Annotated in this window: 24 protein-coding genes and 1 tRNA gene; 9 read left to right on the top strand and 16 right to left on the bottom strand. The window is 67.2% G+C overall.

What is annotated here, in order from left to right:
- The first annotated feature begins 82 nt into the window (after nt 1–82).
- Together IFT67_RS06865 and mmsB are read left to right on the top strand one after the other, a co-directional pair.
- Complete coding sequence (locus IFT67_RS06865) at nt 83–859, top strand: enoyl-CoA hydratase (RefSeq protein ID WP_192145759.1); 777 nt, start codon at nt 83–85, stop codon at nt 857–859.
- Between the two features lie 133 nt (nt 860–992).
- Nucleotides 993–1,868 (top strand): 3-hydroxyisobutyrate dehydrogenase, encoded by an 876-nt coding sequence (gene mmsB / locus IFT67_RS06860; protein WP_192145757.1) that lies wholly within the window; start codon nt 993–995, stop codon nt 1,866–1,868.
- A 3-nt stretch (nt 1,869–1,871) separates the two neighbouring features.
- Here mmsB and IFT67_RS06855 read toward each other — a convergent pair whose 3' ends face one another.
- The 10 genes from IFT67_RS06855 to IFT67_RS06810 form a co-directional block, all read right to left on the bottom strand.
- Complete coding sequence (locus IFT67_RS06855; protein ID WP_192145755.1) at nt 1,872–2,267, bottom strand: MAPEG family protein; 396 nt, start codon at nt 2,265–2,267, stop codon at nt 1,872–1,874.
- Nucleotides 2,268–2,303: 36 nt separating this feature from the next.
- Nucleotides 2,304–2,522 (bottom strand): hypothetical protein, encoded by a 219-nt coding sequence (locus IFT67_RS06850; protein WP_107954376.1) that lies wholly within the window; start codon nt 2,520–2,522, stop codon nt 2,304–2,306.
- Nucleotides 2,523–2,607: 85 nt separating this feature from the next.
- A complete protein-coding gene (locus IFT67_RS06845; protein ID WP_192145753.1) occupies nt 2,608–3,981 on the bottom strand; it encodes an MATE family efflux transporter in 1,374 nt (457 codons plus the stop codon).
- A 340-nt stretch (nt 3,982–4,321) separates the two neighbouring features.
- Complete coding sequence (locus IFT67_RS06840; RefSeq protein ID WP_192145751.1) at nt 4,322–5,440, bottom strand: extracellular catalytic domain type 1 short-chain-length polyhydroxyalkanoate depolymerase; 1,119 nt, start codon at nt 5,438–5,440, stop codon at nt 4,322–4,324.
- Nucleotides 5,441–5,538: 98 nt separating this feature from the next.
- The gene (gene bioA / locus IFT67_RS06835; RefSeq protein WP_192145749.1) at nt 5,539–6,792 is read right to left on the bottom strand and encodes an adenosylmethionine--8-amino-7-oxononanoate transaminase; all 1,254 of its coding nucleotides are present in this window, start codon (nt 6,790–6,792) and stop codon (nt 5,539–5,541) included.
- Nucleotides 6,789–7,406, bottom strand: a complete 618-nt coding sequence (bioD, locus tag IFT67_RS06830; protein ID WP_192145747.1) for a dethiobiotin synthase — start codon at nt 7,404–7,406, stop codon at nt 6,789–6,791. Before bioD ends, bioA begins: the two co-directional genes overlap by 4 nt.
- Entirely contained in the window at nt 7,403–8,524 is a 1,122-nt protein-coding gene (locus IFT67_RS06825; RefSeq protein WP_192145745.1) for an 8-amino-7-oxononanoate synthase, read from the bottom strand. The genes bioD and IFT67_RS06825 overlap by 4 nt, the downstream gene beginning before the upstream one ends.
- A gap of 54 nt (nt 8,525–8,578) precedes the next feature.
- Nucleotides 8,579–9,229, bottom strand: a complete 651-nt coding sequence (locus IFT67_RS06820) for a 2-dehydro-3-deoxy-6-phosphogalactonate aldolase (protein WP_192145743.1) — start codon at nt 9,227–9,229, stop codon at nt 8,579–8,581.
- Entirely contained in the window at nt 9,226–10,089 is an 864-nt protein-coding gene (locus tag IFT67_RS06815) for a 2-dehydro-3-deoxygalactonokinase (protein ID WP_244647188.1), read from the bottom strand. The genes IFT67_RS06820 and IFT67_RS06815 overlap by 4 nt, the downstream gene beginning before the upstream one ends.
- 2 nt (nt 10,090–10,091) lie before the next feature.
- Entirely contained in the window at nt 10,092–11,696 is a 1,605-nt protein-coding gene (locus IFT67_RS06810; RefSeq protein WP_192145739.1) for a sodium/sugar symporter, read from the bottom strand.
- Nucleotides 11,697–11,827: 131 nt separating this feature from the next.
- Between IFT67_RS06810 and IFT67_RS06805 the strand changes: the two genes are divergently transcribed.
- Nucleotides 11,828–12,553: a FadR/GntR family transcriptional regulator gene (locus tag IFT67_RS06805; protein ID WP_192145737.1), complete on the top strand. Its 726-nt coding sequence runs from the start codon at nt 11,828–11,830 to the stop codon at nt 12,551–12,553.
- Between the two features lie 71 nt (nt 12,554–12,624).
- Here the strand turns inward: IFT67_RS06805 and IFT67_RS06800 are convergent, their stop codons facing one another.
- Nucleotides 12,625–14,439 (bottom strand): IlvD/Edd family dehydratase, encoded by a 1,815-nt coding sequence (locus IFT67_RS06800; RefSeq protein ID WP_274602658.1) that lies wholly within the window; start codon nt 14,437–14,439, stop codon nt 12,625–12,627.
- A 128-nt stretch (nt 14,440–14,567) separates the two neighbouring features.
- Between IFT67_RS06800 and IFT67_RS06795 the strand changes: the two genes are divergently transcribed.
- Together IFT67_RS06795 and IFT67_RS06790 are read left to right on the top strand one after the other, a co-directional pair.
- Nucleotides 14,568–15,509, top strand: a complete 942-nt coding sequence (locus tag IFT67_RS06795; protein WP_192145735.1) for a Gfo/Idh/MocA family protein — start codon at nt 14,568–14,570, stop codon at nt 15,507–15,509.
- A gap of 85 nt (nt 15,510–15,594) precedes the next feature.
- Entirely contained in the window at nt 15,595–18,762 is a 3,168-nt protein-coding gene (locus IFT67_RS06790) for a TRCF domain-containing protein (protein ID WP_342450573.1), read from the top strand.
- A gap of 21 nt (nt 18,763–18,783) precedes the next feature.
- Here IFT67_RS06790 and IFT67_RS06785 read toward each other — a convergent pair whose 3' ends face one another.
- On the bottom strand, nt 18,784–19,629 hold the full coding sequence (locus tag IFT67_RS06785) for an N-formylglutamate amidohydrolase (RefSeq protein ID WP_192145733.1): 846 nt from the start codon (nt 19,627–19,629) through the stop codon (nt 18,784–18,786).
- Between the two features lie 111 nt (nt 19,630–19,740).
- On the opposite strand from IFT67_RS06785, the gene cpdR reads away from it, so the two are divergent.
- Nucleotides 19,741–20,118 (top strand): cell cycle two-component system response regulator CpdR, encoded by a 378-nt coding sequence (gene cpdR / locus IFT67_RS06780; RefSeq protein WP_056065257.1) that lies wholly within the window; start codon nt 19,741–19,743, stop codon nt 20,116–20,118.
- A 44-nt stretch (nt 20,119–20,162) separates the two neighbouring features.
- A tRNA-Val gene (locus IFT67_RS06775) sits at nt 20,163–20,237 on the top strand.
- 81 nt (nt 20,238–20,318) lie between these two features.
- On the opposite strand, the gene IFT67_RS06770 is transcribed toward IFT67_RS06775, so the two are convergent.
- Together IFT67_RS06770 and IFT67_RS06765 are read right to left on the bottom strand one after the other, a co-directional pair.
- Nucleotides 20,319–21,401: a catalase family protein gene (locus IFT67_RS06770; RefSeq protein WP_192145725.1), complete on the bottom strand. Its 1,083-nt coding sequence runs from the start codon at nt 21,399–21,401 to the stop codon at nt 20,319–20,321.
- An 8-nt stretch (nt 21,402–21,409) separates the two neighbouring features.
- Nucleotides 21,410–23,449: an L-dopachrome tautomerase-related protein gene (locus tag IFT67_RS06765; protein ID WP_192145723.1), complete on the bottom strand. Its 2,040-nt coding sequence runs from the start codon at nt 23,447–23,449 to the stop codon at nt 21,410–21,412.
- 210 nt (nt 23,450–23,659) lie between these two features.
- Between IFT67_RS06765 and IFT67_RS06760 the strand changes: the two genes are divergently transcribed.
- The gene (locus IFT67_RS06760) at nt 23,660–24,121 is read left to right on the top strand and encodes a hypothetical protein (protein WP_192145721.1); all 462 of its coding nucleotides are present in this window, start codon (nt 23,660–23,662) and stop codon (nt 24,119–24,121) included.
- A 59-nt stretch (nt 24,122–24,180) separates the two neighbouring features.
- Here IFT67_RS06760 and msrB read toward each other — a convergent pair whose 3' ends face one another.
- Together msrB and budC are read right to left on the bottom strand one after the other, a co-directional pair.
- A complete protein-coding gene (msrB, locus tag IFT67_RS06755) occupies nt 24,181–24,630 on the bottom strand; it encodes a peptide-methionine (R)-S-oxide reductase MsrB (protein WP_107961427.1) in 450 nt (149 codons plus the stop codon).
- A gap of 16 nt (nt 24,631–24,646) precedes the next feature.
- Complete coding sequence (budC, locus tag IFT67_RS06750) at nt 24,647–25,408, bottom strand: meso-2,3-butanediol dehydrogenase (protein WP_192145719.1); 762 nt, start codon at nt 25,406–25,408, stop codon at nt 24,647–24,649.
- 159 nt (nt 25,409–25,567) lie between these two features.
- On the opposite strand from budC, the gene IFT67_RS06745 reads away from it, so the two are divergent.
- The gene (locus IFT67_RS06745) at nt 25,568–26,032 is read left to right on the top strand and encodes a DUF4126 domain-containing protein (RefSeq protein WP_244647187.1); all 465 of its coding nucleotides are present in this window, start codon (nt 25,568–25,570) and stop codon (nt 26,030–26,032) included.
- The last annotated feature ends 33 nt before the right edge of the window (nt 26,033–26,065 follow it).

Raw genomic sequence — 26,065 nt, 5'->3', positions numbered from 1 at the left:
GTCACCCCAGCGGAAGCTGGGGTCTCCCGATAATGATGAGACCCCAGCTTCCGCTGGGGTGACGAAATTAGAAGGGTTTGGAATGGCCGAATACGAAACGATCCTGGTCGAGCAGCGCGGTGGCGTCACGCTCGTCACGCTGAACCGGCCGCAGGCGCTGAACGCGCTCAATTCGCAGGTGCTCGCTGACTTGATCGCCGCATTCGCCGCGTTCGATGCGGATGCGTCGCAGGGCTGCGCGGTGCTGACCGGTTCGGCCAAGGCGTTCGCGGCGGGGGCGGACATCAAGGAGATGCAGTCGCAGGGCTTCGCCGAGATGTACGCGAGCAACTTTTTCGCGGGCTGGGAGAATTTCACGCGGACGCGTAAGCCGGTCATCGCGGCGGTGGCGGGCTATGCGCTCGGCGGCGGGTGCGAGCTGGCGATGATGTGCGACTTCATCCTTGCTGCCGATACCGCGAAGTTCGGGCAGCCGGAGATCAAGCTCGCCGTGTCGCCGGGGATGGGCGGGTCGCAGCGCCTCACGCGCGCGGTCGGCAAGGCCAAGGCGATGGAGATGTGCCTGACCGGGCGGATGATGGACGCCACCGAAGCCGAGCGCGCCGGGCTGGTGTCGCGGATCGTGCCGGCGGACGATCTGGTCGAGGAGGCGGTGAAGACGGCGACCACGATCGCGGCGATGGCGCCGCTGGCGGTGCTGGCGAACAAGGAAATGGTCAACGCAGCGTTCGAGACCGGGCTCGCGATGGGCGTGCAGTTCGAGCGGCGACTGTTCCACGGGCTGTTCGGGACTGAGGACCAGAGCGAAGGCATGGCCGCATTTGTCGAGAAGCGCGCCGGGACCTGGACGGGGAAATGATCGTAGTCCCCCTCCCGCTTGCGGGAGGGGCTAGGGGAGGGCGCGACGTACGTACCGGCGTCCGGTTTGTGAGGCACGCCCCTCCCCCATCCCCTCCCGTGAACGGGAGGGGAGCAAGATTAGGAGAGAGAACATGGCACGGATCGGTTTCATCGGGCTCGGCAACATGGGCGGCGGGATGGCGGCGAACCTCGCGAAGAAGGGCCACGACGTTCGCGCGTTCGATCTGAGCGTCGACGCGCTGGACAAGGCGAGGACCGCCGGATGCCTGCCGGTCGCGTCCGCTGCCGAAGCCGCCGACGGTGCCGAGGCGATTGTGACCATGCTCCCCGCTGGCAAGCATGTCGCCGAGGTCTATGACGCGGTGTTCGGCGTCGCGTCGCCGTCCGCGATCCTGATCGACTGTTCGACGATCGACGTCGCCACCGCGAAGCAGGTCGCTGCCGCCGCGCAGGCCAAGGGGCTCGTCGCGGTCGACGCGCCCGTCTCTGGCGGGATCGGCGCGGCGAATGCGGGGACGCTGACCTTCATGGTCGGTGGCTCGGCGGAGGCGTTCGACCGGGCGCAGGTGATCCTCGCCGACATGGGCAAGGCGGTAATCCATGCCGGCGCGAACGGTGCGGGGCAGGCGGCGAAGATCTGCAACAACATGATCCTCGGCGCGACGATGATCGCGACTTGCGAGGCGTTCGTGCTGGCGGAGAAGCTCGGGCTCGATGCGCAGGCGTTCTACGACATCGCCAGCGTGGCGTCGGGGCAGAGCTGGTCGATGACGACGTACGCGCCGCTCCCCGGTATCGGCCCGGATACACCGGCCGATCACGACTATCAGGGCGGTTTCGCGGCGGCGCTGATGCTGAAGGATCTGCGGCTTGCGATGGCGGCCGCGAAGGACACCGGGGCGGATACGCCGATGGGCGCGAAGGCGGCCGAGCGTTACGAAGCGTTTACCGAGGCCGGGCAGGGTGGCCTGGATTTTTCGGCGATCATCCGTACGCTGCGCGGTTAGGCCTTAGAGGAAGCGGATCAGCATCAGCAGCAGGCCGAGGATCGACACCGTCCAGCACAGGCTGCGGACATACTTGATCCCGAACAGATAGAGCGGGATGTAGGCGATCCGGGCGCCGAACCAGAGCAATGCACCGATCGCACCGATACCGCCGGTGCGATCGGTGACTGCCAGCCCCAGCGCGAGCGCGATGAAGACCGGGTAGGTTTCCTGGAAATTCTTGAGCGCGCGTTCGGCGCGACCGGCCATCTCGCCGAGCGGCTTTTGCTCGCCATCGCGGGGCCCTGCGTTCCAGTCGAGTCCGCGGTCGCGTGTCGCGGTCTGTCCCTGGATCATGACGTACGCGAACAGCAGCACCGTCGACCAGCCCAGCAGCAGCATTTCGGTAGGCAGCGTCATGATCGATCTCCGCGGGGCAGCGGGTCTCGAACGCCGCTATGCGAGCGTGGTTGCGCTGCGCTGGATTGGAATGGCGAGCCGCTGGGCATCGCGGGCGCGGTGGAACGCACGGTCGGCGTCGTCGATCGCGCCGAGCAGCGCGCCGAAGCACGGCATCTCATCGATCGGATAGACGCGCGACAGGTCATGGCCGAGCGCGAAAACGTCGCGCTGCGTGAGCAGTCCGATCGCGACGATGCGGTCTTGATCCGGCATATGTCAGGCTCCGTTTGTATAACACATGTTAACACAACGGGACGACTATGTATCAGAAATGTCGGACGAAGAGACCAAGCGAGCCTTAGCCGAGCCCAAGTCGCTCGCGCGCCTGCCATCGGGCGATCATCAGCACCGAGACTACCGCCAACCCGGTCGCGAGCCCGGTCCAGATGCCGACTCCGCCCCAGCCGCGCCCGAACGCTAGGCATGCACCGACGCCGATTCCTATGCCCCAATAGCCGATCGCCGCGAACAGCATCGGTACCTTGGTATCGCCCAGTCCGCGCAACATGCCTGCGCCGATCACCTGCGCGCCGTCGACCACCTGGAACACCGCGGCGACCGCGAGCAGCGAGATCGCCAGCGTGACGACGGGTGCGTTGGCGGGCGCTTCGACGTCGAGGATAATGCCGATCAGCATTTGCGGGGCTAGGATCAGGAGCGTTGCGGTCAGCACCATGAAGCCTTCACCGATCGCGAACGCCGCCCAGCCGGCACGCCCGATCCCGGCGCGGTCGCCGCGACCCGAGGCGAGACCGACGCGGACGGTGGCGGCTTGCGCGATGCCGAGCGGGACCATGAAGGTGACGCTGGCGATCTGGATCGCGATCGCGTGCGCGGCGAGCGGTACGGTGCCCAGCAGCCCCATCAGGAACACCGCGGCTATGAACACGGTCGACTCGAACCCGAGCGTGATCGCGATCGGCAGGCCGAGCTTCCAGACCGCGCGGTATCGCGGCCAGTCGCTGCGCCAGAAGCGGCCGAGCAGGCGATAGCGGCGGAACGGCTTGGCATAGACGATGACCGCCGCCATCGCGACGAAGCTGAGGCCGTTGGCGATGCTGCTCGCCATGCCCGAGCCGAGCAGGCCGAGCGCGGGGAGACCCGCATGGCCGAAGATCAGCAGCCAGTTGAGCCCGGCGTTGACGACCAGCAGCCCGACCATCACGACCAGCGACCAAGCGGGTTTTTCGAGCGCGGCGACGAACGCGCGGAGTACGAGGAAGCAGAGGCTGGGTAGCATTCCCCACATCACTGCGCGGACGAAGCGTGCCGCCTCGTGCGCTAGCAGTGGATCCTGATCAAGCAGGTGGACGAGGATCGTCTCGGCATTCCACAGGATGATCCATGACGGAATGCAGAGCGTCGCGGCGACCCAGATCGTCTGGCGCACGGTCCGCCGGATATCACGCACCGCGTGCGGGCGTGCGCCGCGCTCGCGTGCGATCATCGGGACGGCGGCGGTGGTGAGGCCCATCCCGAAGATCAGGAAGACGAGGTAGAGGTTCAGGCCGAGCGTCGCCGCCGCCAGCGTGTCCGACCCGAGCCGCCCGAGCATCGCGACGTCGGTCGCGCCGACCAGTGCCTGCGCGAGATTCGTCGCTACCAGGGGCCAGGCGAGTTTCAGTGTGGCGGCGAACTCGGTGCGCCAGGGGCGGGGCGGGGTGGACGTCATCCGCTGGCTTTAGCCGGGTTAGGCGGCTTGTCGATTACTCGCGTCGATCCTCCTCCTGGTAGGGAAGGCGACGCATGGGAGGACATGCAACGGATGTCGTCTAATCCTCCCTTCCGTCAGGCTGATGCCTGCCACCTCCCCCTGGCGGGGGAGGATCAGGGCGCGATGCGGTGTGAACGGGTCCTGGTCGCGCGACCCTTCCCAACCACTCCGTCATCCTGACGAAAGTCAGGATCCAGGGTAACGGATGGTAGCCCTTATGGCTCTGGATCCTGACTTTCGTCAGGATGACGGGTGGGGTTTGGCGCGCGTTGACGTCCGACCCCACCCTGGCTCCATTCTACCGCATCAACCCAGCAGCGCGGAGGGCGTTCTCGATCGTCGCCTGGAGACCGGCGGGGGCTTCGGCGCGTGGCTTCGACGCAGGTTTTGGCGGCACGGGGATCGCGATCTTGGCAACGCGTTCGACTGGTGCCGGCTTGACCACAGTCTCCGCCTTCGCCGACGCAACCAGACCCCAGGACTTCGCGATCACCGCGGTACTCGATATCCCGACGTCGAGCATGAACGGTCCCGCGGCCCCCAGTCGCTCGCCGCGTAACGGATCGATCGGCGTGCCGTGGCCCATGCCCGGCACGGTCCAGTCCTCGACGACGTGACGCCCCTCCACATCCGACCAGATCCGGTGGACGGCGGTGCCTATCTGCTCCGTGCGCATCGATTTGACGTCGACGCCATGGACGCCGCGCCACTGCCGCGCGATCGTGTCCGCGTTCGCCACGCTCACCGTCGCGTCCGCGCCGCCGTGCCAGATCGCGAGCGTCGGCCAGCGTCCGTCGTGGCCACGAGCGCCGCTGCGGACCGCGTCGACCAGTGCGGTATCGCTGGTGTCGCCATGCCCGCGCATCCGGTCGAGCGCCTGCGACACGCCGGTCGCGGTGCCGTAGGCTAGCCCGCCGATCACAGCACCACCGGCGAACAGATCCGGCCGTGTGGCGAGCATCGCCATCGTCATCGCGCCGCCCGCCGACAGTCCGGTAACGTACACGCGGCTGCGGTCGAGGTTGTGGCGTGCGATCATCGTCTCGGTCATCTGCGCGATCGATTCGGCCTCGCCGCCGGCTTGTGCGGTGTCCTCCGAGGCGAACCAGTTGAAGCAGCGGTTCGGGTTGTTCGCGCGCGTCTGCTCGGGGAATACTAGCGCGAAGCCCGCGCGATCGGCGAGCTTCGACCAGCCTGAACCGTGATCATAGCCCGCCGCGGTCTGCGTGCAGCCGTGAAGGACAACGACCAGCGGCGCGTTTGCTGGCAGGTCGGCGGGAACATAGCTGAAGCCGAGCAGCGCGCCCGGATTGGTCCCGAACTCAGACAGCGGCGTCAGGCGGCTGGGCGCGGTGTCGCGCGGGATCGGCGCTCCGGCGCGCGCCATGCGGGCGAGGGTATCGGCGATGTTTCTCACGGTAATCGAGCCTTTCGTCGCCAGCGTACTCGGCCGCGATCTTATCTCAACGTCGCACGTACATCATTTGTTGCTGCAGTGCAGCAAGAACGTCAGGATCAATGCCGGATTGCATCGCATGCTTCGGCGATCGCCGCATAGATGTGGTCCAGATCGGCGTCTTCGATGCAATAGGGCGGCATGACGTAGACGGTGTTGCCGAGCGGGCGGAGCAGCAGGTCGCGCTCGGCGAAGAACGCGAGTAGGCGCGGGCCTATCTGCGACAGATAGCCGTCCTCGCCGCGGAGCTCGACAGCGGTGATCGTGCCGATCTGCCGCGCGTTGGCGATGCGGGGGTGCTCGGCAAGCGCGGCCAGCCGCGAGGCTTGGCGTGTGGCGAGGTTGGCGATCCGCTCGCGAACGGGCTCGTCGCGCCAGATCGCGAGGTTCGCATTGGCGGCGGCGCAGGCGATCGGGTTTGCGGTGTAGCTCGACGAGTGGAAGAACATCCGCGCCCGATTGGTGCCGTAATGCGCCTGATAGATCGCCTCGGTCGCCATCGTCACTGCGAGCGGGATCGCGCCGCCGGTCAGGCCCTTCGACAGGCAGAGGATGTCGGGCACGACGCCGGCCTGTTCGCAGGCGAGCAAGGTGCCGGTGCGGCCCCAGCCGGTCATCACCTCGTCGGCGATGAACAGGACGTCGTGGCGCGTGCAGATCCGCCGCATCTCGGCAAGGATGTGCGCGGAATAGATGTGCATCCCGCCGGCGCCGAGCAGCAACGGCTCGACGATGAACGCGGCGGGATGCTCGGCGCAGGCGGCCTCCAGCGCGTCGAGTGTCGCCTGTTCGTGCCCGGCGGCGGGGAAGGGGATCGTGCCGACGTCGAACAGCAACGGCGCGTAGGCGCGGTTGTAGACGCCGCGCGCGCCGACCGACATCGCGCCGATCGTGTCGCCGTGATAGCCGTGCTCCAGCACGAGGATGCGGTGGCGATCTTCGCCGCGATCGAGCCAATAGCCGAGCGCCATCTTCAGCGCGCACTCGACGCTGGTCGAGCCTGAGTCCGAGAAGAACACACGGGTCAGTTCCGGCGGCATGATCGCGGTCAGGCCGCGCGCGAGGTCTTCGGCTGGCTGGTGCGTCCAGCCGGCGAAGATGATCTGGTCGAGCTTACCCACCTGCTCGGCGATCGCCGCCATGATCTTCGGGTTGGCGTGGCCATGTGTGGTCACCCACCAGGACGAGATCGCATCGACGATCCGCCGGCCGTCGGCGGTGTAAAGCGCGGCGCCCTCGGCATGCGTGACCAGCGGGATCGGCTCGCGCAGGCCGTGCTGCGTGAAGGGGTGCCAGACGGGAGAGTCGCTCATCGGAACGCCGCCAGGTCAAAGTTCGCGCTGAATGCTTGCGCCAGTGTTGCGGCGTTGAGCGGATCGAGGCGGGGCAGGCGGCCGAGCCGGCGGACTTTACCGAGCGTGGCGATCGTCGCTTCACTATCCTCGACCGCATCGCCGACGAAGGCGATGCCGAGGATCGGTACGCCGCGGCTGCGCAGCGCTTCGATCGAGAGCAGGCTGTGGTTGATCGTGCCGAGCCCGGTGCGCGCGACGAGTACGACCGGCTTGTTCCATCGCGCGAACAGGTCTGCGAAGATCAGGTCGCGCGTGACGGGGACCATCACGCCGCCCGCGCCCTCGACGACCAGTGGTCCGTCGATTTGAGGTAGCGCGAGGCGGTCAGGGTCGATCGTGACGCTGTCGATCTCGGCTGCGAGATGCGGCGAACATGGGGTCGTCAGCCGGTATGCTTCCGGCAGGACCCGGTCCGCGGGGACGCCGAGCGCTACGACCGAGGCTGCATCGCTGCCATCGGCGAGCCCGGCCTGCACGGGCTTCCAGTAGCGTGCGCCGAGTGCGGCGGTGAGCCCGGCGGCGAACACGGTCTTGCCGATATCGGTGTCCGTTCCGGTAACGACGATCGTCATCGCAATGCCTCTCCCATGACTTCAGCCAAAGCCTCGATATCCGCGATCGTTGCGTTGAGCGTCAGTGATATCCGCAGCCGCGACCCGCCCTCGGGCACGGTCGGCGGCCGTATCCCGCGCACGTCGAACCCCGCCGCCTGGATCGCGCCCGCCACATGCATCGTCCGCGCGGCGTCCCCCAGCACCAGCGGCAGGATCTGCGACCCCGTTGCCGCGACGCCGTAGGGTGCAAGCACGCGCTCCGCCGTCGCGATCAGCTCCCAGAGTCGCTCCCGCCGCGCCGGTTCGTCCGCCACGATCCGCAACGCTTCGCCGACAGCCAGCGCCATCAGCGGTGACGGCGCGGTCGAGAAGATGAACCCGCGCCCGCGATTGACGATGAATTCGCGCATCGTCGTGGGGCCGCACAACAGCGCGCCTTCGCACCCCAGCGCCTTGCCGCAGGTGCGCAAGCTGATGACGTTCTCGCGCCCGTCGAATCCCTCGGCCAGTCCGCGGCCACGGGTGCCGAACACGCCCGTGGCATGTGCTTCGTCGATCAGCAGGATTGCATCGTGTCGATCGGCAATCTCGGCCAAGGCCACCAGCGGCGCGCGGTCGCCGTCCATGCTGTAGAGGCTCTCGACCGCGATCCAGGCGCGGCCGGTACCACCCGATCGGCGCCAATCGACGATCGCATCCTCGAATGCGTTGGCATCGTTATGCGCAGCGGCCACGAAGGTCGCTCGCGTGAGACGCATGCCCTCATGCGCGCTCGCGTGGATCAGCGCGTCGTGGACGATCAGGTCGCCGCGTTGCGGCAGCGTCGCGAACAAGATCGTGTTCGCGACGTAACCGCTGGCGAAGAACAACGCCGTCGCGGTACCGAAGAAGGTGGCCGCGTCCGCTTCGAGCGCCTCGTGCTCGGGTGCATTGCCACGGAGCAACCGCGACCCCCCGGAGCCGACCGGCACGCCGCGTCGCAGGGCATCGACCATGGCGCCGCGCAGTCGGTCCGACCCGGCCAGCCCGAGATAGTCGTTCGATGCGAAGTCGACGCCCTGTCGCGGGCGAAGCGATCGGTACCGGTCCGCTGCGGTCAGCGCGGCGAGGTCTCGTTCCTGAGCGGCGAACATCATCGCGACGCCCTAACCGCAACGCGCGGCGAAGACGATCCCCGCTAGGTGATCGGGCTATTCTGCCTTCAACGCCGCGATGAAACCACGCGCCCGAGCGCCCACGTCGTCTGCGGTCATGCCCGACGCATACAGCGCCGAGCCCAGACCGAAGCCTGCGGCGCCGGCGGTGCGCCATTCCGCCATGCGTTCGGGTGTGATCCCGCCGACCGGCAACACGCGCGTATCCTTGGGGAGAACCGCGCGCATCGCCTTGAGCACAGCAGGACTGGCGGCTTCGGCGGGGAACAGCTTCAGCGCGGCGGCGCCGGCGTCGAGCGCGGCGAACGCCTCGGTCGGCGTGGCGATGCCGGGGAGCGCGACGTAGCCGCGCTCCGCCGCCGCCGCGATCACGCGCACATTGGCGTTGGGGGCGATGATCAACGTGCCGCCAGCCGCGCCGACGGCCTCGACGTCCTCGACCCGCAAGACCGTGCCTGCACCGACGACCGCACGTCCCTCGAGCCGGCGCGCCAATCGGGCGATGCTGTCGAGCGGATCGGGCGAGTTCATCGGGACTTCGAGGATCGTGAAGCCGGCCTCGACCAGCGCCTCGCCGATCGCTTCGACTTCGTTGGGCTTCACGCCGCGCAGGATCGCGATCAGCGGGCATTTCGCGAAGGCGTCGTCGAAGGCTTGGCGGTGAGGGGACAAGCGGGGCGTGGTCATGCGGCGAGATCCTGGATGCGGGTGATGCCGGCCACGAACGCGGCCTGACTGTCTATATGGTGCGAGTGGCCGCCGAGCGCATCGATCGCGCTGACATAGAGTGCGCCGAGTGACGGGTCGGCGAGGATGTGGACGGTCGCGCCGGGTTCGATCCGCGCGGCGGTATCCGCGCCGATCAGCAGGCCGCTGGCGAACGAGGCGGCGTGGGCGTCGTCGGCGATCCCGAGTACACCGCGCGCGCGGATCGCGAACAGGCTGGCGGCGAGATCGCGCCGAGCCCCCTCCACGACGCCTTCGAGGAAAGCGGCGCCCGGCTCGACCGAATGGCCGAGCTGGCGCGAGAGCACGCCGTGTGCACGGAGCAGCGCGAAGAGTTCGCCGGTCATCGCGGTGGTGAACCGGGCGATCCTGCCGCCCTCGACGGACGCCCATTTGCAATGCGTGCCGGGCTGGCAGAGCAGCGCGTCCATTGGCACGAGTTCCGCCGCAACCGCGCCGAGCAACTGGACCTCCTCGCCGCGCATCACGTCGGCGTGGAGCCCGTCGCGGTAGGAAAGCCCCGGCACGATCGCAGTCCGGTCGTCGATCCGGTCGAGCGCAGCCGCGACTTCGGCAAGTCCTGCGGGCGCGGCGACATAGGGAACGCTTCGCCAGCCGATGTTCGACCCGACCATCCCCGCGAGCAGCATCGGCAGATCGCCGAGCCGATCGCGGATGCCTGCAACCTCCGCCTCATACTCGCCCGCTGCGACATTGGCCGCGCCGCGATCGTCGCGTTCGGTCGCGACGACCTCGCCGTCCTCGATCCGGAACGCGCGGCGGTTGGTCGTGCCCCAGTCGACGGCGATAAACGAACCCATACTCACCACCATGTTGCATACAGCGCGACGAGGATCATCACCACGCCGACCGCCGCGATATTGAACCCCCGCGTCGTCGTATAGTCGACGTCGCGCGTGACGATCCGGTTGGCCTCGCTCGATTGCGGGCGGACCAGCGAGGCGACCACCGCCAGTATCAGCGCGATCACGAACGCGATCAGCATCCGGTTCATGAACGGAATTTCGGGCGCGGCGTATTTCAGCAGCAGCGAGATCGCGAACGATGCGACCGCGGCGATCAACGCGCCTGCCTCGGTCGCGCGCTTCCAGAACAGTCCGAGCATGAAGATGACGACGATGCCGGGCGTGAAGAAACCGGTATATTCCTGGATATACTGGAACGCCTGGTCCGACTTGCCGAGCAACGGCCGCGCGGTGATCATCGCCAGCAGAATCGCGACCGCGGCGGCGATCCGCCCGACCTTGACGAGATTGCGCTCGACCGCGGGATCCGAGACCTTGGTCGAACCATCCTCGGCGATCGACGTCGCACCGCGGCGCTTGGCGTAGAGATCGAGCGTGAAGATCGTCGCGATCGAATTGATCTTCGATGCGGTCGACGCGACGATCGCGGCGATCAAGGCGGCGAACACCAGCCCGAGCAGGCCGGGGGGCAGCAGCCGCATCATCGTCGGATACGCCTGATCCGGCTTGGCGAGATCGGGCGCGAGGATCACCGCGGCGATCCCCGGCAGGACGATCACAAGCGGCATCAGCAGCTTCAGGAAGGCCGCGAACACGATGCCCTTCTGCGCCTCGCCGAGCGACTTGGCGGCGAGCGCGCGCTGGATGATGTACTGGTTGAAGCCCCAGTAGCTGAGATTCGCGATCCACATGCCGCCGACCAGCACCGAGATGCCCGGCAGGTCCTTGTAGAACGCATTGTCCTTCGACAGGATCATGTGGAAATGCTCGGGCGCCTGGCTGGTCAGGCGATAGAAGCCGCCGATCATGCCGGTGTCGCCGCCGAGTTCGCGCAGCGCCAGCGCGGAGACGATCAGCCCGCCGACGACCAGCAGAGTCACCTGGACGATGTCGGTGAGCGCGACCGCCTTAAGCCCGCCCTTCAACTGATACAGGAGCGCGAACAGGCCGAGCCCGATCAGCGCGACGTCCTGGTTGATCCCGGCGACTTGGTTGACCGCGATCGAGCCGAGCCAGATGATCGAGGTGAGGTTCACGAACACGTACAGGCCGAGCCAGAACACCGCCATCAGCGTGCGGATCGACGGGCCGTAGCGCTGTTCGAGGAACTGCGGCATCGTGTAGATCTCGTTGCGCAGGAAGATCGGCAGGAAGAACTTGCCGACGATCAGCAACGTCAGCGCCGCCATCCATTCGTACGAGGCGATCGCGAGGCCGATCGCATAACCCGAGCCGGCCATGCCGACGATCTGCTCGGCGGAGATGTTGGCCGCGATCAGCGACGCACCGATCGCCCACCACGGCAGCGATTTCGAGGCGAGGAAATAGTCCGAACTGTCCTTGGCCTTGCCGCCCTTGTCGCGCGACACCCATTGCGCGAGGCCGAATATGCCGATCGCGTAGACGATGACGACGACCAGATCGATGCCGGACAGGCTCATGCGCGTTCCTCTTCCACCCGGTTCGCGTGCGGTTCGCCCGGTGCGAGGATATTTATACGACAATTGTGCATTGTCTAGCGTAACGCTTGGATACGTGACAGCAAGGCGATGTTGCGCCAGAACTCGTGCAGATGGCTACCGAAATCACAGATACCGAAATCAATCCGGTCGGCGCGGTTGCAGGACGCAACCTGACGCACGGCATGCTCGATACGCTGGGTCGTGCGATCGTGACGGGGCGGTATGAAAGCCGGCCGTTCCCGACCGAGGCGGAGATCGCCAAGACGCATGGCGTGAGCAGGTCGGTGACGCGCGAGGCGGTCAAGATGCTGACCGCGAAGGGCCTCGTCAGCGCGCGGCCGCGGCAGGGGACGGTGGTGCAGCCCGCGAGCGCCTGGAACCTGTTCGACACCGACGTGCTGCGCTGGACGCTGGAGCGGAAATTCTCGGTCGAACTGTTGCGGCATTTCAACCAGTTGCGCGTGGCGATCGAGCCCGAGGCGGCGGCGTTGGCGGCGCGCTACGGCGATGCGGCCGATATCCAGGCGATCCGCAGCGGGCTGGAGCAGATGGAGGCGGGCGAGTCGGGGCTGACCGATCCGCTGGAGGCCGATATCGCGTTCCATGTCGCGATCATGCGCGCGTCGAAGAACCCGTTCTACGCGCAGTTCCAGTCGGTGGTGTCGACGGCGCTGCGGACCTCGATCCGCTTCACCAACCGGATCAAGGGACGCTCGGCCAACATCGCCGATCACGCCGCGGTGGCGGACGCGATCATCGCGCGCGATCCCGCGGCCGCGAAGGTGGCGATGACGCGGATCATCGGCGACGTGCTGACGATGATCGGGGAGGAATAAGGGGCGGCAGCGTTTGAACCTCCCCCTTGCGGGGGAGGATTGAGAGCCCGTGGACCGCGCACGAGGTGCCATCAATGGCTATCGCGTGGCAGGCCCTTCTCGGCGATGCGCTGATACTTCACCGCGCTCTCGATCACTGCGCCGCCGTCGAACTGGCCGACGATGTTGCGGTGGATCTCCTGCCACGGGGTCTGCGACACCGGGAAGAAATAGCCGTCCGCGTCCACTGCCGCGCGGCGTCGCGCGAGTTCGGCGTCGTCGACCAGCATGTCGGCGCGGTTGGCGCGCAGGTCGATGCGGATGCGGTCGCCCGTCTGGAGCAGCGCGAGGTTGCCGCCCGCCGCCGCCTCGGGCGAGGCGTTGAGGATCGACGGACTGCCACTCGTCCCCGACTGACGCCCGTCGCCAAGGCACGGCAGCGCGTGGATGCCCGCGCGGATCAGCGCCGCGGGTGGGCGCATGTTGACCACTTCCGCGCCGCCCGGATAGCCGATCGGCCCGGTGCCGCGCATCACCAGGATGCAGCTCTCGTCGATGCCCAGCGCGGGGTCGTCGATCCGCTTGTGATAATCCTCCGGCCCGTCGAACACGACCGCGGTCGCCTCGAACGCCTCGGGATCGTCGGGATTGCTGAGGTACATCTCGCGGAACTGGTCCGAGACGACGCTGAGCTTCATCACCGCCGCGTCGAACATGTTGCCGCGCAACACGGTCAGCCCCGCATTGGCGAGCAGCGGCGCATCGAGCAGGCGGATGACGTCGACGTCGCGGGTCGTCTGGCCGCCGATATTCTCCTCGACGGTCTTGCCGTTCACGGTCAGCGCGGAGCCGTCGATCATGCCCTTCGCGAGCAACTGCCCCATCACCGCGGGGACGCCGCCGGCACGGTAGAAATCCTCGCCGAGATACTCGCCGGCCGGCTGGAGATTGACGATGAACGGCACGTCGGCGCCGTGGTTCTCCCAATCCTCCAGCGTCAGCTCGACGCCGACATGGCGCGCTATCGCGTTCAGGTGGATCGGCGCGTTGGTCGATCCGCCGATCGCCGAATTGACGCGGATCGCGTTGAGGAACGCCTGGCGCGTGAGCACGTCGGAGGGGCGGCGGTTGGCAGCGACCATCTCGACGATCCGGCGGCCCGTTTCCCACGAACATTCCTGGCGATCGCGGTGCGGCGCGGGAATCGCGGCCGAGCCCGGCAACGACATGCCGAGCGCCTCGCATAGCGAGTTCATCGTCGTCGCGGTGCCCATCGTGTTGCAGAAACCGGTCGACGGCGCGGACGACGCGACCAGCGCGATGAAGCCCTTATAGTCGATCTCGCCCGCCGCGAGCAGCTCGCGCGCCTTCCAGACGATCGTGCCCGATCCGGTGCGCTGGCCGTTGTAGTTGCCGTTGAGCATCGGGCCGACGGAGAGCGCGATCGCCGGGATGTTGACCGTCGCCGCGGCCATCAGGCAGGCCGGCGTCGTCTTGTCGCAGCCGATCGTCAGCACGACGCCGTCGATCGGATAGCCGTGCAGCACCTCGACCAGGCTCAGATAGGCGAGGTTGCGGTCGAGCCCCGCGGTCGGGCGCTTGCCGGTTTCCTGAATCGGGTGGATCGGGAACTCGATCGGGATGCCGCCCGCGTCGCGGATGCCGTCACGAACGCGCTGCGCGAGGACGAGGTGATGGCGGTTGCACGGCGCAAGGTCGCTGCCGGTCTGCGCGATGCCGATGATCGGCCGGTCCGACTGGAGTTCCTCAAGGCTGAGCCCGTAGTTCAGATAGCGCTCGATATAGAGCGCGGTCATGTCGGGGTTGCTCGGATCGTCGAACCACGCGCGCGACCGCAATCTGCCCTGAGCAGGGTTGGCCGGTCCGTTGTCGATCATATCCGTCATGTCATGCACTCCGATGCAAACCATTGACGCAGCAAGATTTAAAGACTCGCGCGACATGGTCGTCGCCCTGTTGATAGCGTAGCTGCGAAACGTTACAACGAATAAGTAAGATAAATCTAGGATTCCGAATGGTCGATAAGACAGCGTCTGCGCAGCCGATCCGATTGGCGATCATCGGCGTCGGCAAGATCGCGCGCGACCAGCATCTGCCGGCGATCGCGGCCGATCCGCGGTTCGAGCTGGTTGCGGCGGCCAGCCGGAACGCGGTCGTCGACGGCGTGCCCAATTATCACGATATCAATGCGTTGCTTGCTGCGGGCCATGCGCTGGATGCGGTATCGATCTGCACGCCCCCGGTCGGCCGTGCAGCCATTGCGATGGCGGCGATCGATGCCGGGCTCAACGTGATGCTGGAGAAGCCGCCCGCCGCGACGCTGTCGGAAATCGCCCGGATCGAGGCACATGCCGCCGCCGCCGGACGGACACTGTTCGCGACCTGGCATTCGCGCGAAGCCGCGGGCGTTGCGGCGGCGCGCGCGTGGCTCGCGGATCGCACCGTCGAGCGCGTGACGATCGACTGGCGCGAGGACATTCGCCGTTGGCATCCAGGGCAGGACTGGATCCTCGAAGCGGGCGGCTTCGGCGTGTTCGATCCGGGCATCAACGCGCTGTCGATCGCGACCGAGATTTTGCCGGGCGCATGGAGCGTCCAGAGCGCCGACATGCGCGTGCCGGAAGGGCGAATGTCGCCGCTTGCCGCCGACATTCTCCTGTCCTGCGACGACGTCCCCGTCACCGCGGCGTTCGACTTCCTGCACGAGGGACTCCAGCAGTGGGATATCGTCGTCGACACCGACGGAGGCCAATTGACGTTGCGGATGGGGGGCTCCGTGCTCGAGATCGACGGGAGGGTCACCGAGGCACCCGACGCGGAATATCCGCGCCTGTATGCCAAATTCGAGCGGTTGGTGCGCACGCGGGCGAGCGATGTAGACGTGACGCCGCTGCGATTGGTGGCCGATGCGTTCCTGGTCGGGCGGCGCGAAACCGTGACGGCGTTCGCGTGGTGATCCGGCGAACTAGCTGATCGAGGATAGGATCGCCGGAACGGGCGCACCGAGACCACGTTCATCCTAAAAATAAGGATGCGTATCGGTGCTTCAGGTAGGTCGACAGATAGAGAGTGACAGCACGACGCCGGTCGCGGCGACGGCACCGATCGCGGTTGCGATCGCCGAGGCGACGTCCCGAGGCAGTCTGATCTACGTCGCCGCCGACGACCAGCGCGCGACCGAAATTGCGGCGATCGTAACCGCGCTGGCACCCGATGCGCTGGTGGTTCATCTGCCGTCGAGCGATGCGCTGCCGGGGGACGATGCGCCGGCATCGCCGGCCAATGTCGGGCGCAGGGTCGCGGCGTTGCGCCGGTTGCGCGCGGGGTCCGAGGACAAGACCAGTCCGATCCTGCTGGTGACCACGGCCGAGGCGACGGCGGTACGCTATCCGCCACCGGCGATGTTCGACGCCGCGCCGCCGCGATTGGCGGTCGGCGATACGATCGACGTCGACGCGTTTGCGGTCGTCGCCACGGATATCGGGTATCAGAACGACGACCGTGTCGACGAGCCGGGCGAGATCGCGGTTCGGGGCGGCGTCATCGACGTATTTCCCGCCGATCGCGAAAACCCCGTCCGGATCGAGTTCGCCGAAGACCGTATCACCGCCCTGCGCGAATACGATCCGGTCTCGCAACTCGGCTGCGACGATGTCGACGTGATCGAGATCGGCCGCGCGACCGAGCCGCTCGTCGAGAAGGGCGTGTCGATCCTGGCGCATCTGCCCGAAGCCGCGATCGCCTTCGATCGCGATGCCGAGAAGCGGCGCAATCGTTTCCTCGCCATCGCCGCGGATGGCCTGCCGCGTCGCAAGGCTGCTGCCGATCTGGTCGAGGAGAAGGCCTGGAACGGCGAAACGGCGAAACGGGAAACGCTTGCGTTCGCGGTCGCCGACGACATGCCGCCGCGGTTTGTCGAGCGCCGCGATCCCGCCCGCGCCTTTGCTCGCTTCGCCAAGGATGCTCTGGCCGACGGACGCCTGCTGATCGTCGGATCGCCGCGCGACCTGCGGTTCCTGCAACCGCGGCTGGAGCACGCTGCCAAGATCGCGTTCACGGTCGTCGATCGCTGGGCGGCGGTGATCGCGGCGAAACCGGGCACGGCGCTGCTTCTCGCCGCGCCTGTCGATCGCGGGTTCGTCGCGAGCGGTACGACCGTCGTCGCGGGGGCGGACCTGCTCGGCGGCCGTGCACGAGGCGACGAAATCGCCGGCAGCGGGGCGAATGCCCTGTCGGGTCTGGCGAGCGAACTGCAATGCGGCGACGTGATCGTCCATGAAGAGTTCGGGATCGGCGTGGTTCGCGGGCTGGAGGCGTTGCCCAATGCGGGCGGCGATGCGATCGTCCTCGAATATGCCAAGGACGGTCGTCGCCTCGTCCCGGTCCTCGAAGCCGATCGTATCTGGCGCTATGGGGCGGACGCCGACGCGGTGACCCTCGATGCGCTCGATGGCTCCTCGTGGCAGAAACGTCGCGGTGCGATCGATGCCGCGATTGCCGAGAGCGCGCGGGACCTTGCCGCGATCGCGGCCGAACGCGACGCACGCAAAACCGACCCGATCGAACCGGACCGCGCGCGCTACGAGCGCTTTGCCGCCGGTTTCGCCTTCACCGAGACGCCCGATCAGGCGCGGGCGATCGCGACGACGCTGGCGGATCTTGCCAGTGGCAAGCCGATGGACCGGCTCGTGATCGGCGACGTCGGATACGGGAAGACCGAGGTCGCCTTGCGCGCCGCCGCTGCCGTGGCACTGGCTGGCCGGCAGGTGGCGATCGCCGCACCGACCACGGTGCTCGTCCGCCAGCATATCGAGACGTTCGCCAAGCGGTTCGAAGGCACCGGGATCGTCGTTGCCGGGCTCTCGCGCCTGTCGAGCGCGGCTGAGAAGACGCGCGTCAAGGCGGGCCTTGCGGATGGCTCGATCGGGGTCGTGATCGGCACCGGCGCGATCGCCGGGAAGGGCGTCGCGTACAAGGACCTCGCGCTGGTCGTGATCGACGAGGAGCAACGCTTCGGTGCGGCCGACAAGGCGAAGCTGCATGCGCTCGGCGTGGGACACGTGCTGACGCTGAGCGCGACGCCCATTCCGCGCACGCTGCAATCCGCGATGATCGGGTTGCAGGGGCTGTCGGTGATCGCGACACCACCGGCCCGGCGGCAGCCGATACGGACGTCGGTGGCGCTGTTCGACGACGCGACCGTGCGTGCGGCGTTGCGGCGTGAGCGGGCGCGTGGTGGGCAGAGCTTCGTGGTGGTGCCGCGGATCGACGACATGGCGCCGCTCGCCGCCAAGCTTGCCAAGCTGGTGCCCGAACTCGGCTTGGTCCAGGCGCACGGCAAGATGCCCGCGGCCGATATCGACGAGGCGATGGTCGCGTTTGCCGCAGGTGACGGCGACCTGTTGCTCGCCACCAACATCATCGAAGCGGGGCTCGACGTGCCGCGCGCGAACACGATGATCGTCCACCACGCGGATCGATTCGGCCTGTCGCAGCTCCACCAGTTGCGCGGCCGCGTGGGGCGCAGCGGGCGGCGCGGGCAGGTGATGCTGCTGACAGACGGTGAGGCGACGATCGCCGAGGCCACGCTGAAGCGGCTGCGGACGCTCCAGGCGTTCGACCGACTGGGAGCGGGGTTTGCGATCAGTGCGCGCGATCTCGACCTGCGCGGGGCGGGCGATCTGGTCGGCGAGGCGCAGGCCGGGCACATGAAGCTGATCGGCATCGACCTGTACCAGCATCTGTTCGGTCGCGCGCTGCGCCTCGCGCGCGTTGAACGCGACGGCGGCGCAATCGTCGACGATTGGGTGCCCGAACTGCATCTCGAAATGGGCGGGATATTGCCCGAGGCGTGGATTCCCGAAATGGAGATGCGGCTGTCGCTCTACGGACGGCTCGCCCGGCTGGAGGATGTCGCGGCGCTCGATCTGTTCGAGGCCGAGCTCGACGATCGGTTCGGCAGGACCCCCGACGCGGCACGCAACCTGTTGCAGGTCGCGCGGATACGCATGCTGGCGCGCTCGGCGGGCATCCGGCGGATCGATGCCGGCCCTGCGGCGATCGCCTTCACGCCACAGGTTCGCGGGGCGGCGAAACCGATCGATGACTTGGTCGAGAAGAACGGTCGATGGATCGCGGCGGAGGGCATCGCCGACCCGATCGAACGCGCGAGCCGGATCGAGGAACTGCTGGATGCGGTGATCGGGTAGGCGGCGGCTAGTCCGCTCTGACTACTCGGCCGCTGCCGCGAGTGGGATCGAAAGCGCCTCGTCGGCTAGCGCGGCGAGGATCGAGCGCACGAGATCGACGACCCGCGGAAAGCCTGCGCCGGGCGCATGCAGCTTGCGGTCGAGGTAGAGCGTACGATCGAGTTCGAGCTGGATCGCGTGGATACCCGCAGCAGGGCGCGCATGGCGTTCGAGGATATGGCCGCCTGCATAGGGCGCGTTGATCGCGGTCGAAAAGCCTCGCGCGACGCATTCGTCCTCGACCCGCGAGACGAACCGCGCGGCGGCGGCATGGCCGAACCGGTCGCCGAGCACGATTCGGGTGCCGCCGGGGCCGAGTTGCGGCATCGAATGGACGTCGAGCAGTACCGCCACGCCGAATCGCGCCTGCGCCGCCGCCAGCGCCGCGGCGAGGGCGGCGTGATAGGGGCGATGATCGTTGGCGATCCGTGCGGTGACCTCGGCATCGGTGAACCGCCGCGCCCAGAGATCGCCTGCACCGGAGGCTCGCCGCGGCACGAGCCCGAGACCGCTCCGCAGCTTGGCGGATTGTTGCATGGGCGGAAGCGACCGCGCGCCCTCGTCGAGCAGAGGGTCACGCTCGTCCTCACTGCGGTTGAGATCGATCCAGGCCCGTGCGCGCGTCTGCACGATCGTCGTCTGGTCGGTACGCGCGGCGCGCGCGACGGCATCGACCAGCCGATCCTCGAGCGGCAGCAACCCCGACAGCGGCACGCGCAACGCGGTCTTCAGCGCGAGCGGATAGTCTCGCCCCGCATGCGGCACGGACATCACCACCGGGCTCACGGGCGGCATTGCGCCCAGGCGCTCGAACGGGGATGCATGCATGGCAATACGCTAGAGCGCTCACACGGTGCGGGCAATCGACCTGGAAATGTTAACCACTTTGTGGCTAGGAACGGGACCAGCATATGCGTGGAAAAACGGGACTTTAGATCGATGTTGCGAATTCTGCTGGCCGAGGACGATCAGGTCATGCGCGAGTATCTGACTCGGGCGCTCGAACGCTCGGGCTATGCCGTGACCGCGGTCGACCGCGGGACGGCGGCGATTCCGTTGCTCGAAACCGAGACGTTCGATCTGCTGCTGACCGATATCGTCATGCCCGAGATGGACGGCATCGAGCTGGCGCAGAAGGCCGGCGAGATGTGTGCGGACCTGCGCGTGATGTTCATCACCGGCTTTGCGGCGGTCACGTTGAAGGCCGGGCGGGCGATGCCGCAGGCCCGCGTGCTGTCCAAGCCGTTCCACCTGCGCGACCTGGTCGCCGAGGTCGACCGGCTGTTCGAGATGGATAATGTGACGGGCATGCATTGAGGGCTTGCACGCCGCGAAGAGCGCGGCTAGTGGAGCCCTCCGGCGGGCGTGTAGCTCAGTGGTAGAGCACTGTGTTGACATCGCAGGGGTCGCAAGTTCAATCCTTGCCACGCCCACCATTGAAAACCCCGCTAGTCCCATGGACTAGCGGGGTTTTTATTTGCCTGGATCGCAAACGGGTCCCCGAAGGGATCCTCGTCTCAGGCGGGTATCTGGTCGATTTTCGCGGTGTTTTCGGCCTTGATGCCGTTCTCGCCGTGCCGCAGCTTCGACAGCGCCTGATATACCTGCAAGCGGGCGCGCATCACCGAACCCAGTGGGCGATGCGCCACGAGTGCGTGCGCGGGACGGAACGTCATCACATTGTCGAAATACCGGACGCGGGCGGCGCTATAGGCTTCCTGCCGGGGGATGCGGATCGTTCCGACGGTCAGGTAGCGGCTGTCCTCCTCGGGCCAGTCGACCGAGGTGTCCTCGATCGGCTGCGTCTCGGCGTTCGCCCAGAGCTGTACGCGCAGTTCGAAGACCGCGTCGTGTTCGCCGAAATAGCGGACGGCGGCGTGGCGGAAACCGTTTTCGTCCTGCTTTGCGTCGAGTTCCCAGTCCTTCAGTGCGGCCTGTTCGGGAGAGGCGGGGAAGGCGCCGAGCTTGGCGACGTAATCGCCGTAACGGATCGGACATTGGCTGAAATACGGTTCGGCGAGCGGATGGCTGAACGGGTGGCCGAAAAAGTCCGCCTTGGGGCTTTCGGTGCCAACCGCGTGCAGCGCCTTGTTCACGTTGCGCGCGAGGCTCGAGACGGCGCTCTTGAAGCCCTCCGGCAAGGGCACGGCAGCACCGATCTTCTTGGCGTCGCTCAGGAAGCCCTGCGCGGTGCCGGACGGAAAGGTCGTGCCCGTCGCGAACACGAAGTCCTGCGTGTCGGCATCATGGCCCGACAGCTTGTTGCCGGGAACGTCGAAGATCTTCATCGCCATGCCGCGGTGCGTCGAGACGCGGTCGCCGAGCGTCTCGCCCGGCCCTTGCGCGAAGCGGATCGCGACGGGGTGCGTGCCGGGCGTCGCGAACACGCCCTGCGCGAGTTCGGGTGGCAGGCCGGGCGCGATCGTGAGTTCGCCGATCACGCACGCCGAACTCTTCGCGTGGCTCGCGCGGACCGCATGGCCCTCGCGCTTTCCGACGGTTTGCGTCTGCTGCGACATGCCCTGGATGATGCCGTCGATCGACTCCTGCTCGTCGGGCTGGATCGTCTCGATGTCGTCGCTGTAGCGGAGATAGGTCATGTCGGGCCTCAATTTGCGGGTGCGAACGAGAACAGCTCGGTCTTGAGCGACGCGGGCGCACCGGGCTTGAACCAGTTGGTGTCCTGGATGTGGCTGGCTGTGACGTAGATGCGGCCGTCCGGACCTTCCGAGAACGTGTCGGGCCAGCGCAGGCGGGCGTCGGTCAGCACCGGCTCGACATGATCGCCGACCAGACGCGTGATGCCGTTGTTCACCGGCGACGTCAGGTAGAGCGTGCCCGCCTTGCTCATCCACAGGCCGTCGGCGACGTGCGTCTGCGCGACGGTCTTCACGCCCGCGGCCCGCGTCGCCTCGCTGACGCCGTCACGCAGCAGCGTGGTGTCGATCGAGTAGAGCGTCTTGCCGGTGAGCGCCTGGTAATAGAGCGTCTTGCCGTCGTTGGAGATTGCGATGCCATCCGCGGCGAAGGCGGGCTGGCGACCGTCGGGGCGGACGAGCGGCTTGCCGTCGGTCATCACCTTCACGGTCTTGTCGATCTGCGTCGAGCCGTGGCCGTCGAGCGCGCGGAAGCCCTTGCCGGTTTCGAGATCGATGACGATGATCGCGCCACGCGTCCCGGAATCGGTGATGTAGCCGGTCTTGCCGTCGGGCGAAAAGCGGATGTCGTTGAGGTAGGTGCCCTGCAACGCGACGTCGAGCGGCACCTTGATGACCTTGGTCACGCGGTTGGTGGCGAGGTCGATCTTGACCAGCTTGGGTGCGCCCTCGAGGATCTTCTCGTTACCCGGCGCGCCGGGATCGAGCACCCACAGGTTGCCGTGGCCGTCGGGCACGATCGACTGCACACAGACGAAGTAATCGCCGACCGGCATTTCCGCCGACTTCGCGTTGCGCCAGCTGTTCCACTTGGCGTCCGGATAGGCCTTGAGCGAGCCGTCCTTCATCACTTCGGCGACCGAGATCGGCGCGTCGTCGGTCCAGCGGGGGAAGTTGACGAAGCGACGGCCGTCGGCGGTGACGGCGACGCCGGTCGCTTGGTGATCGAACTGCGCGACCTGGGTGAGCGGGCGACCGCTGGTCTGCGATGCGGTCTGCGCGCTGGCGACGCCGATCGCCGCGGCGGCGACGACGGCGATCGCGGCAGCGCCCGCGAGAAAGGGCTTGGTCTTGGACATGATAAGGCTCCGGTCGGTGGTGTCGGACAGGTCGGCGGGATTGCCGGTGAAAAGCTGGATGAGATGGCGCGCGACCGCGTCGGGGGCTTCGCGCTGGATGAAATGGCCAACGCCGTTGAGCGTCACGAACGCGAACGGGCCGGTGAACTTGGCCGGTACCGTTGTGCTCGCCGATGGCGGGTTCACGCCGTCGACCGCGCCCTGGAAATACATTGTCGGCAGCGGGAGCGTCTTGGTCGCCTTCACCTTGTCCTCGAGCCACTGGCTGCGTGGATCGGGTTCGGCTTCGTTCCAGCGCGCGCGGTAGCTGTGCAGCGTGACGTCGGCCCAGTCGGGGTTCTCGAACGATTGTGCAACGCGGGCGAAGGTCGCCTCATCGAACCAGTCGGGGGGCGACCAGTTGACCCAGTGGATGTGCGCGAAGCCCTTGTGATCGTCGCGAACGGCCTGCGCACCGCGCGCGGTGGCCATGAACCAGTGATACCATTGGCGCTGCGCCTGCTCGAACGGCGGCGTCGGCATGCCGCCGAGACGGGGCGGGGTCGCGAGCATCGCCATCCGCTCGACGCGGTCGGGCCAGCCGACTGCTAGCGCCTCCGCGGTGTTCGAGCCCCAGTCGTGCCCGGCGACCATGAACGTCTCGATCCCGAGCGCGTCCATCAACGCGATCATGTCCATCGCCAGGATCGCGCTGTTGCCCGTGCGCGGTGCATCGCGCACGAACCGCGTTTCGCCGAAGCCGCGCAAGGTTGGCACGATGGTCCGCAATCCGGCCACATTGAGCGCGGGGGCGACCTCGTCCCAGGTCGATGCGTCGTCGGGCCAGCCGTGGATCAGCAGGACTGGCTGGCCATCGCGCGGCCCGGTATCGGCATAGGTGATTGCGAGATCGTCGGTGGTCTGGATCGGCATGATGGTCCTTGTCGGATCGGGGCGTCGGGCTCGTGGTGGAAGCTCACGGTGGAGCGGGCCGACGCGAAGGGTCCTGGTATCGAAACAGTCTCGAGAGGCTGCTGTTCCAGCGGCTAACCCAATGATTCGCAAAGATGATCGGGCGGCGCGACGTGGTGGGCCGATTTGCCATCCGCGCGTTGTGGATCGCAGAACTTCAGGAGCGAAACGATGGATTCACGACGTATGGCCGGTGCGGTCGCAGGTGGCCTGGTGGCCGGGCTGGGCATTACTGCGCTGCTTATGGCGGGCGAGCGCAAGAGCGGCGAACCGTCCGAGATCGTGACGCTGGAACGCAAGACCGCGGAGAAGATGGGCATCGACATGCCCGCCGCGGATGCCCTGCCGTCGTCGCGCGAGCAGGCGATCACGCAGGGCGGTCACCTGTTGCTGTCTGCGGCGGCGGGTGCGGTCTATGCCGCGACCGTCGACGAGGAAGCGTCGGTCGTCGGCTCGGGCTTGGTGTTCGGCGCGGCGTTCTATGCGGCGATGCACTGGATCACGGGGCCGTTGCTCGGCGTGAAGCCGCCGGAGTGGCAGGCCGATGCGAAGACGATCGGCATGCACAGCGTGAACCATGCGGTGTTCGGGCTGGTCACGGCGCTGGGCGCGAAGCTCGCGACCCGGCGCTGAAATCGAGTATCAGTAAAACGTGATGGTGTGCCCGTGCGGCACACCATCGCGTGCTATCGTCAGCCTGCCGCGTCGACCTGCGGCAGATAGGCGGCATACCCATTGGCCTCCATCTCGGCGCGCGGGACGAACCGCAGCGACGCCGAGTTGATGCAGTAGCGCAGGCCGCCCTTGTCCTGCGGGCCATCCTCGAACACGTGGCCGAGATGGCTGTCGGCACCCGCCGAACGGATCTCGGTGCGGACCATGCCGTGGCTGCGATCGTGGAGTTCGGCAACGTGCTCGGGCGTGATCGGCTTGGTGAAGCTCGGCCAACCGCAATGCGAATCGAACTTGTCTGCGGACGCGAACAGCGGCTCTCCCGAGACGATGTCGACGTAGAGACCGGGCTCGCGCGTGTTGAGATACTCGCCAGTGCCCGGCCGCTCGGTGCCGCTCTGCTGCGTGACGTGGAACTGCTCGGGGGTGAGCTTGGCGATCGCCTCGTCGGTCTTCTTATAGTCGGTCATGGTGATCCTCTCGCGCTCAGGAGAGCGCCGGTTGGCCGTTCGAGGCGGACAGGCCGCCGTCGACCGGCAGGTTGACCCCGGTTATATAGTGCGCGTCGGCGCTAGCCAAAAACGCGATGGCGCCGGCGATGTCTTCGGGCTGTGCGCCGCGTGCTATCGGGATGCGCTCCTCGAACTTCGCGATCAGGTCGGGCTGGTCCTTCATGCCCGCGGTCAGCGCGGTGTAGGTCAGCGACGGGTTGACCGCGTTGACACGGACGCCGTGCTTCGCCTCGTCCATCGCGAGCGCGCGGGTGAAGTTGGTCACCGCGCCCTTGGCGGCGCAGTAGAAGCTGTGGTTCCAGTCGCCGCCGAGGCCGGACACCGACGAGACGTTGACGATGCAGCCCTTGTTCGCGCGCAACGTGGCGATCGCGGCGCGGCTCATGTGGACGACGCCGTAGAGGTCGGTTTCGATGACCTTGGTGAATTCGGAGAGGTCGCCCTCGTCGAGCTTGCCGAGATGGTCGACGCCGGCATCGTTGACGAGCACGTCGATGCGGCCGAACTTGTCGATCGCGTGTGCCACCAGCGCCTCGCAGGCGGTCATGTCGGAGACGTCGGTTTCGAGCGTTCCGACGGTCGTGCCGTCGAGGCTGGCGGCGACCTTCGCGAGGCCGTCCGTGTCCTTGTCGCCGAGTACGAGCGTCGCGCCTTCCGCGGCGAAACGACGCGCGGCGCCTTCGCCGATGCCGGAGGCGGCGCCGGTGATCACTATGACCTTACCATCGAATCTCATCGATCTGTGTCCTGAAGCTTTGGGGAGATACCGCGATGAACGACCGACATGCGTCCAGGTTTCCGTGCTGAATCAAAGGGATCGCTCGTCGGTCCTAACGGCGGACCCCGGTTGAGCTTGCACGCGTTGATGCGCTCGAACCTGTTTTCGGAGATCATCATGCTCGCATCCTTCCTGATGGGCCTCGTCGGTGGCCAGCGCGCGATGACGCCGCTCGCCGCGGTCGCCATCGCCGCCGCTCGCGACGAACTGCCTGCCGACAATGGTGCGCCGAAGCTGCTGTCGCATCCCATCGTCGCGGCGGGTGCGCTGGCGCTCGCGATCGGCGAGATGGCGGGGGACAAGCAGAAGACCGCGCCCGACCGGATCGTCGCGATCGGGCTGGCCGCGCGGTTCGTCACGTCGGCGATCGCGGGGGCTTCGCTCGTCCCGCGGCGGCAACGGTGGATCGGTGCAGCGGTTGGCGGGCTCACCGCGGTCGCGGCGTCCTATCCCGGCTGGCGCGCGCGGATGGCGGCAATGTCGCAGTACGGCCAGACGCCGACGGGGTTCGTCGAGGATGCAGCGGTTCTGGCGGGTGCGGCGGCGATTGCGCGCAACGCGGCGAAGCTTCGCGCGGCCTGACGTCGGAGGTGTATTCCGGGCGGGCGGAAAAGC

Source organism: Sphingomonas sp. CFBP 13728, from assembly GCF_014841895.1.
Lineage (GTDB): Bacteria > Pseudomonadota > Alphaproteobacteria > Sphingomonadales > Sphingomonadaceae > Sphingomonas.
Note: the sequence above shows the minus strand (reverse complement) of the source record. Positions and strands in the feature narration are given on the sequence as shown.

Bases quoted from the DNA above. Each gene is read 5' to 3' on its own strand.
- IFT67_RS06865 (WP_192145759.1), top strand. From the start codon at position 83: ATGGCCGAATACGAAACGATCCTGGTCGAGCAGCGCGGTGGCGTCACG.
- mmsB (WP_192145757.1), top strand. From the start codon at position 993: ATGGCACGGATCGGTTTCATCGGGCTCGGCAACATGGGCGGCGGGATG.
- IFT67_RS06855 (WP_192145755.1), bottom strand. From the start codon at position 2,267: ATGACGCTGCCTACCGAAATGCTGCTGCTGGGCTGGTCGACGGTGCTG.
- IFT67_RS06850 (WP_107954376.1), bottom strand. From the start codon at position 2,522: ATGCCGGATCAAGACCGCATCGTCGCGATCGGACTGCTCACGCAGCGC.
- IFT67_RS06845 (WP_192145753.1), bottom strand. From the start codon at position 3,981: ATGACGTCCACCCCGCCCCGCCCCTGGCGCACCGAGTTCGCCGCCACA.
- bioA (WP_192145749.1), bottom strand. From the start codon at position 6,792: ATGAGCGACTCTCCCGTCTGGCACCCCTTCACGCAGCACGGCCTGCGC.
- bioD (WP_192145747.1), bottom strand. From the start codon at position 7,406: ATGACGATCGTCGTTACCGGAACGGACACCGATATCGGCAAGACCGTG.
- IFT67_RS06825 (WP_192145745.1), bottom strand. From the start codon at position 8,524: ATGATGTTCGCCGCTCAGGAACGAGACCTCGCCGCGCTGACCGCAGCG.
- IFT67_RS06820 (WP_192145743.1), bottom strand. From the start codon at position 9,229: ATGACCACGCCCCGCTTGTCCCCTCACCGCCAAGCCTTCGACGACGCC.
- IFT67_RS06815 (WP_244647188.1), bottom strand. From the start codon at position 10,089: ATGGGTTCGTTTATCGCCGTCGACTGGGGCACGACCAACCGCCGCGCG.
- IFT67_RS06810 (WP_192145739.1), bottom strand. From the start codon at position 11,696: ATGAGCCTGTCCGGCATCGATCTGGTCGTCGTCATCGTCTACGCGATC.
- IFT67_RS06805 (WP_192145737.1), top strand. From the start codon at position 11,828: ATGGCTACCGAAATCACAGATACCGAAATCAATCCGGTCGGCGCGGTT.
- IFT67_RS06800 (WP_274602658.1), bottom strand. From the start codon at position 14,439: ATGACGGATATGATCGACAACGGACCGGCCAACCCTGCTCAGGGCAGA.
- IFT67_RS06795 (WP_192145735.1), top strand. From the start codon at position 14,568: ATGGTCGATAAGACAGCGTCTGCGCAGCCGATCCGATTGGCGATCATC.
- IFT67_RS06785 (WP_192145733.1), bottom strand. From the start codon at position 19,629: ATGCATGCATCCCCGTTCGAGCGCCTGGGCGCAATGCCGCCCGTGAGC.
- cpdR (WP_056065257.1), top strand. From the start codon at position 19,741: ATGTTGCGAATTCTGCTGGCCGAGGACGATCAGGTCATGCGCGAGTAT.
- IFT67_RS06770 (WP_192145725.1), bottom strand. From the start codon at position 21,401: ATGACCTATCTCCGCTACAGCGACGACATCGAGACGATCCAGCCCGAC.
- IFT67_RS06765 (WP_192145723.1), bottom strand. From the start codon at position 23,449: ATGCCGATCCAGACCACCGACGATCTCGCAATCACCTATGCCGATACC.
- IFT67_RS06760 (WP_192145721.1), top strand. From the start codon at position 23,660: ATGGATTCACGACGTATGGCCGGTGCGGTCGCAGGTGGCCTGGTGGCC.
- msrB (WP_107961427.1), bottom strand. From the start codon at position 24,630: ATGACCGACTATAAGAAGACCGACGAGGCGATCGCCAAGCTCACCCCC.
- budC (WP_192145719.1), bottom strand. From the start codon at position 25,408: ATGAGATTCGATGGTAAGGTCATAGTGATCACCGGCGCCGCCTCCGGC.
- IFT67_RS06745 (WP_244647187.1), top strand. From the start codon at position 25,568: ATGCTCGCATCCTTCCTGATGGGCCTCGTCGGTGGCCAGCGCGCGATG.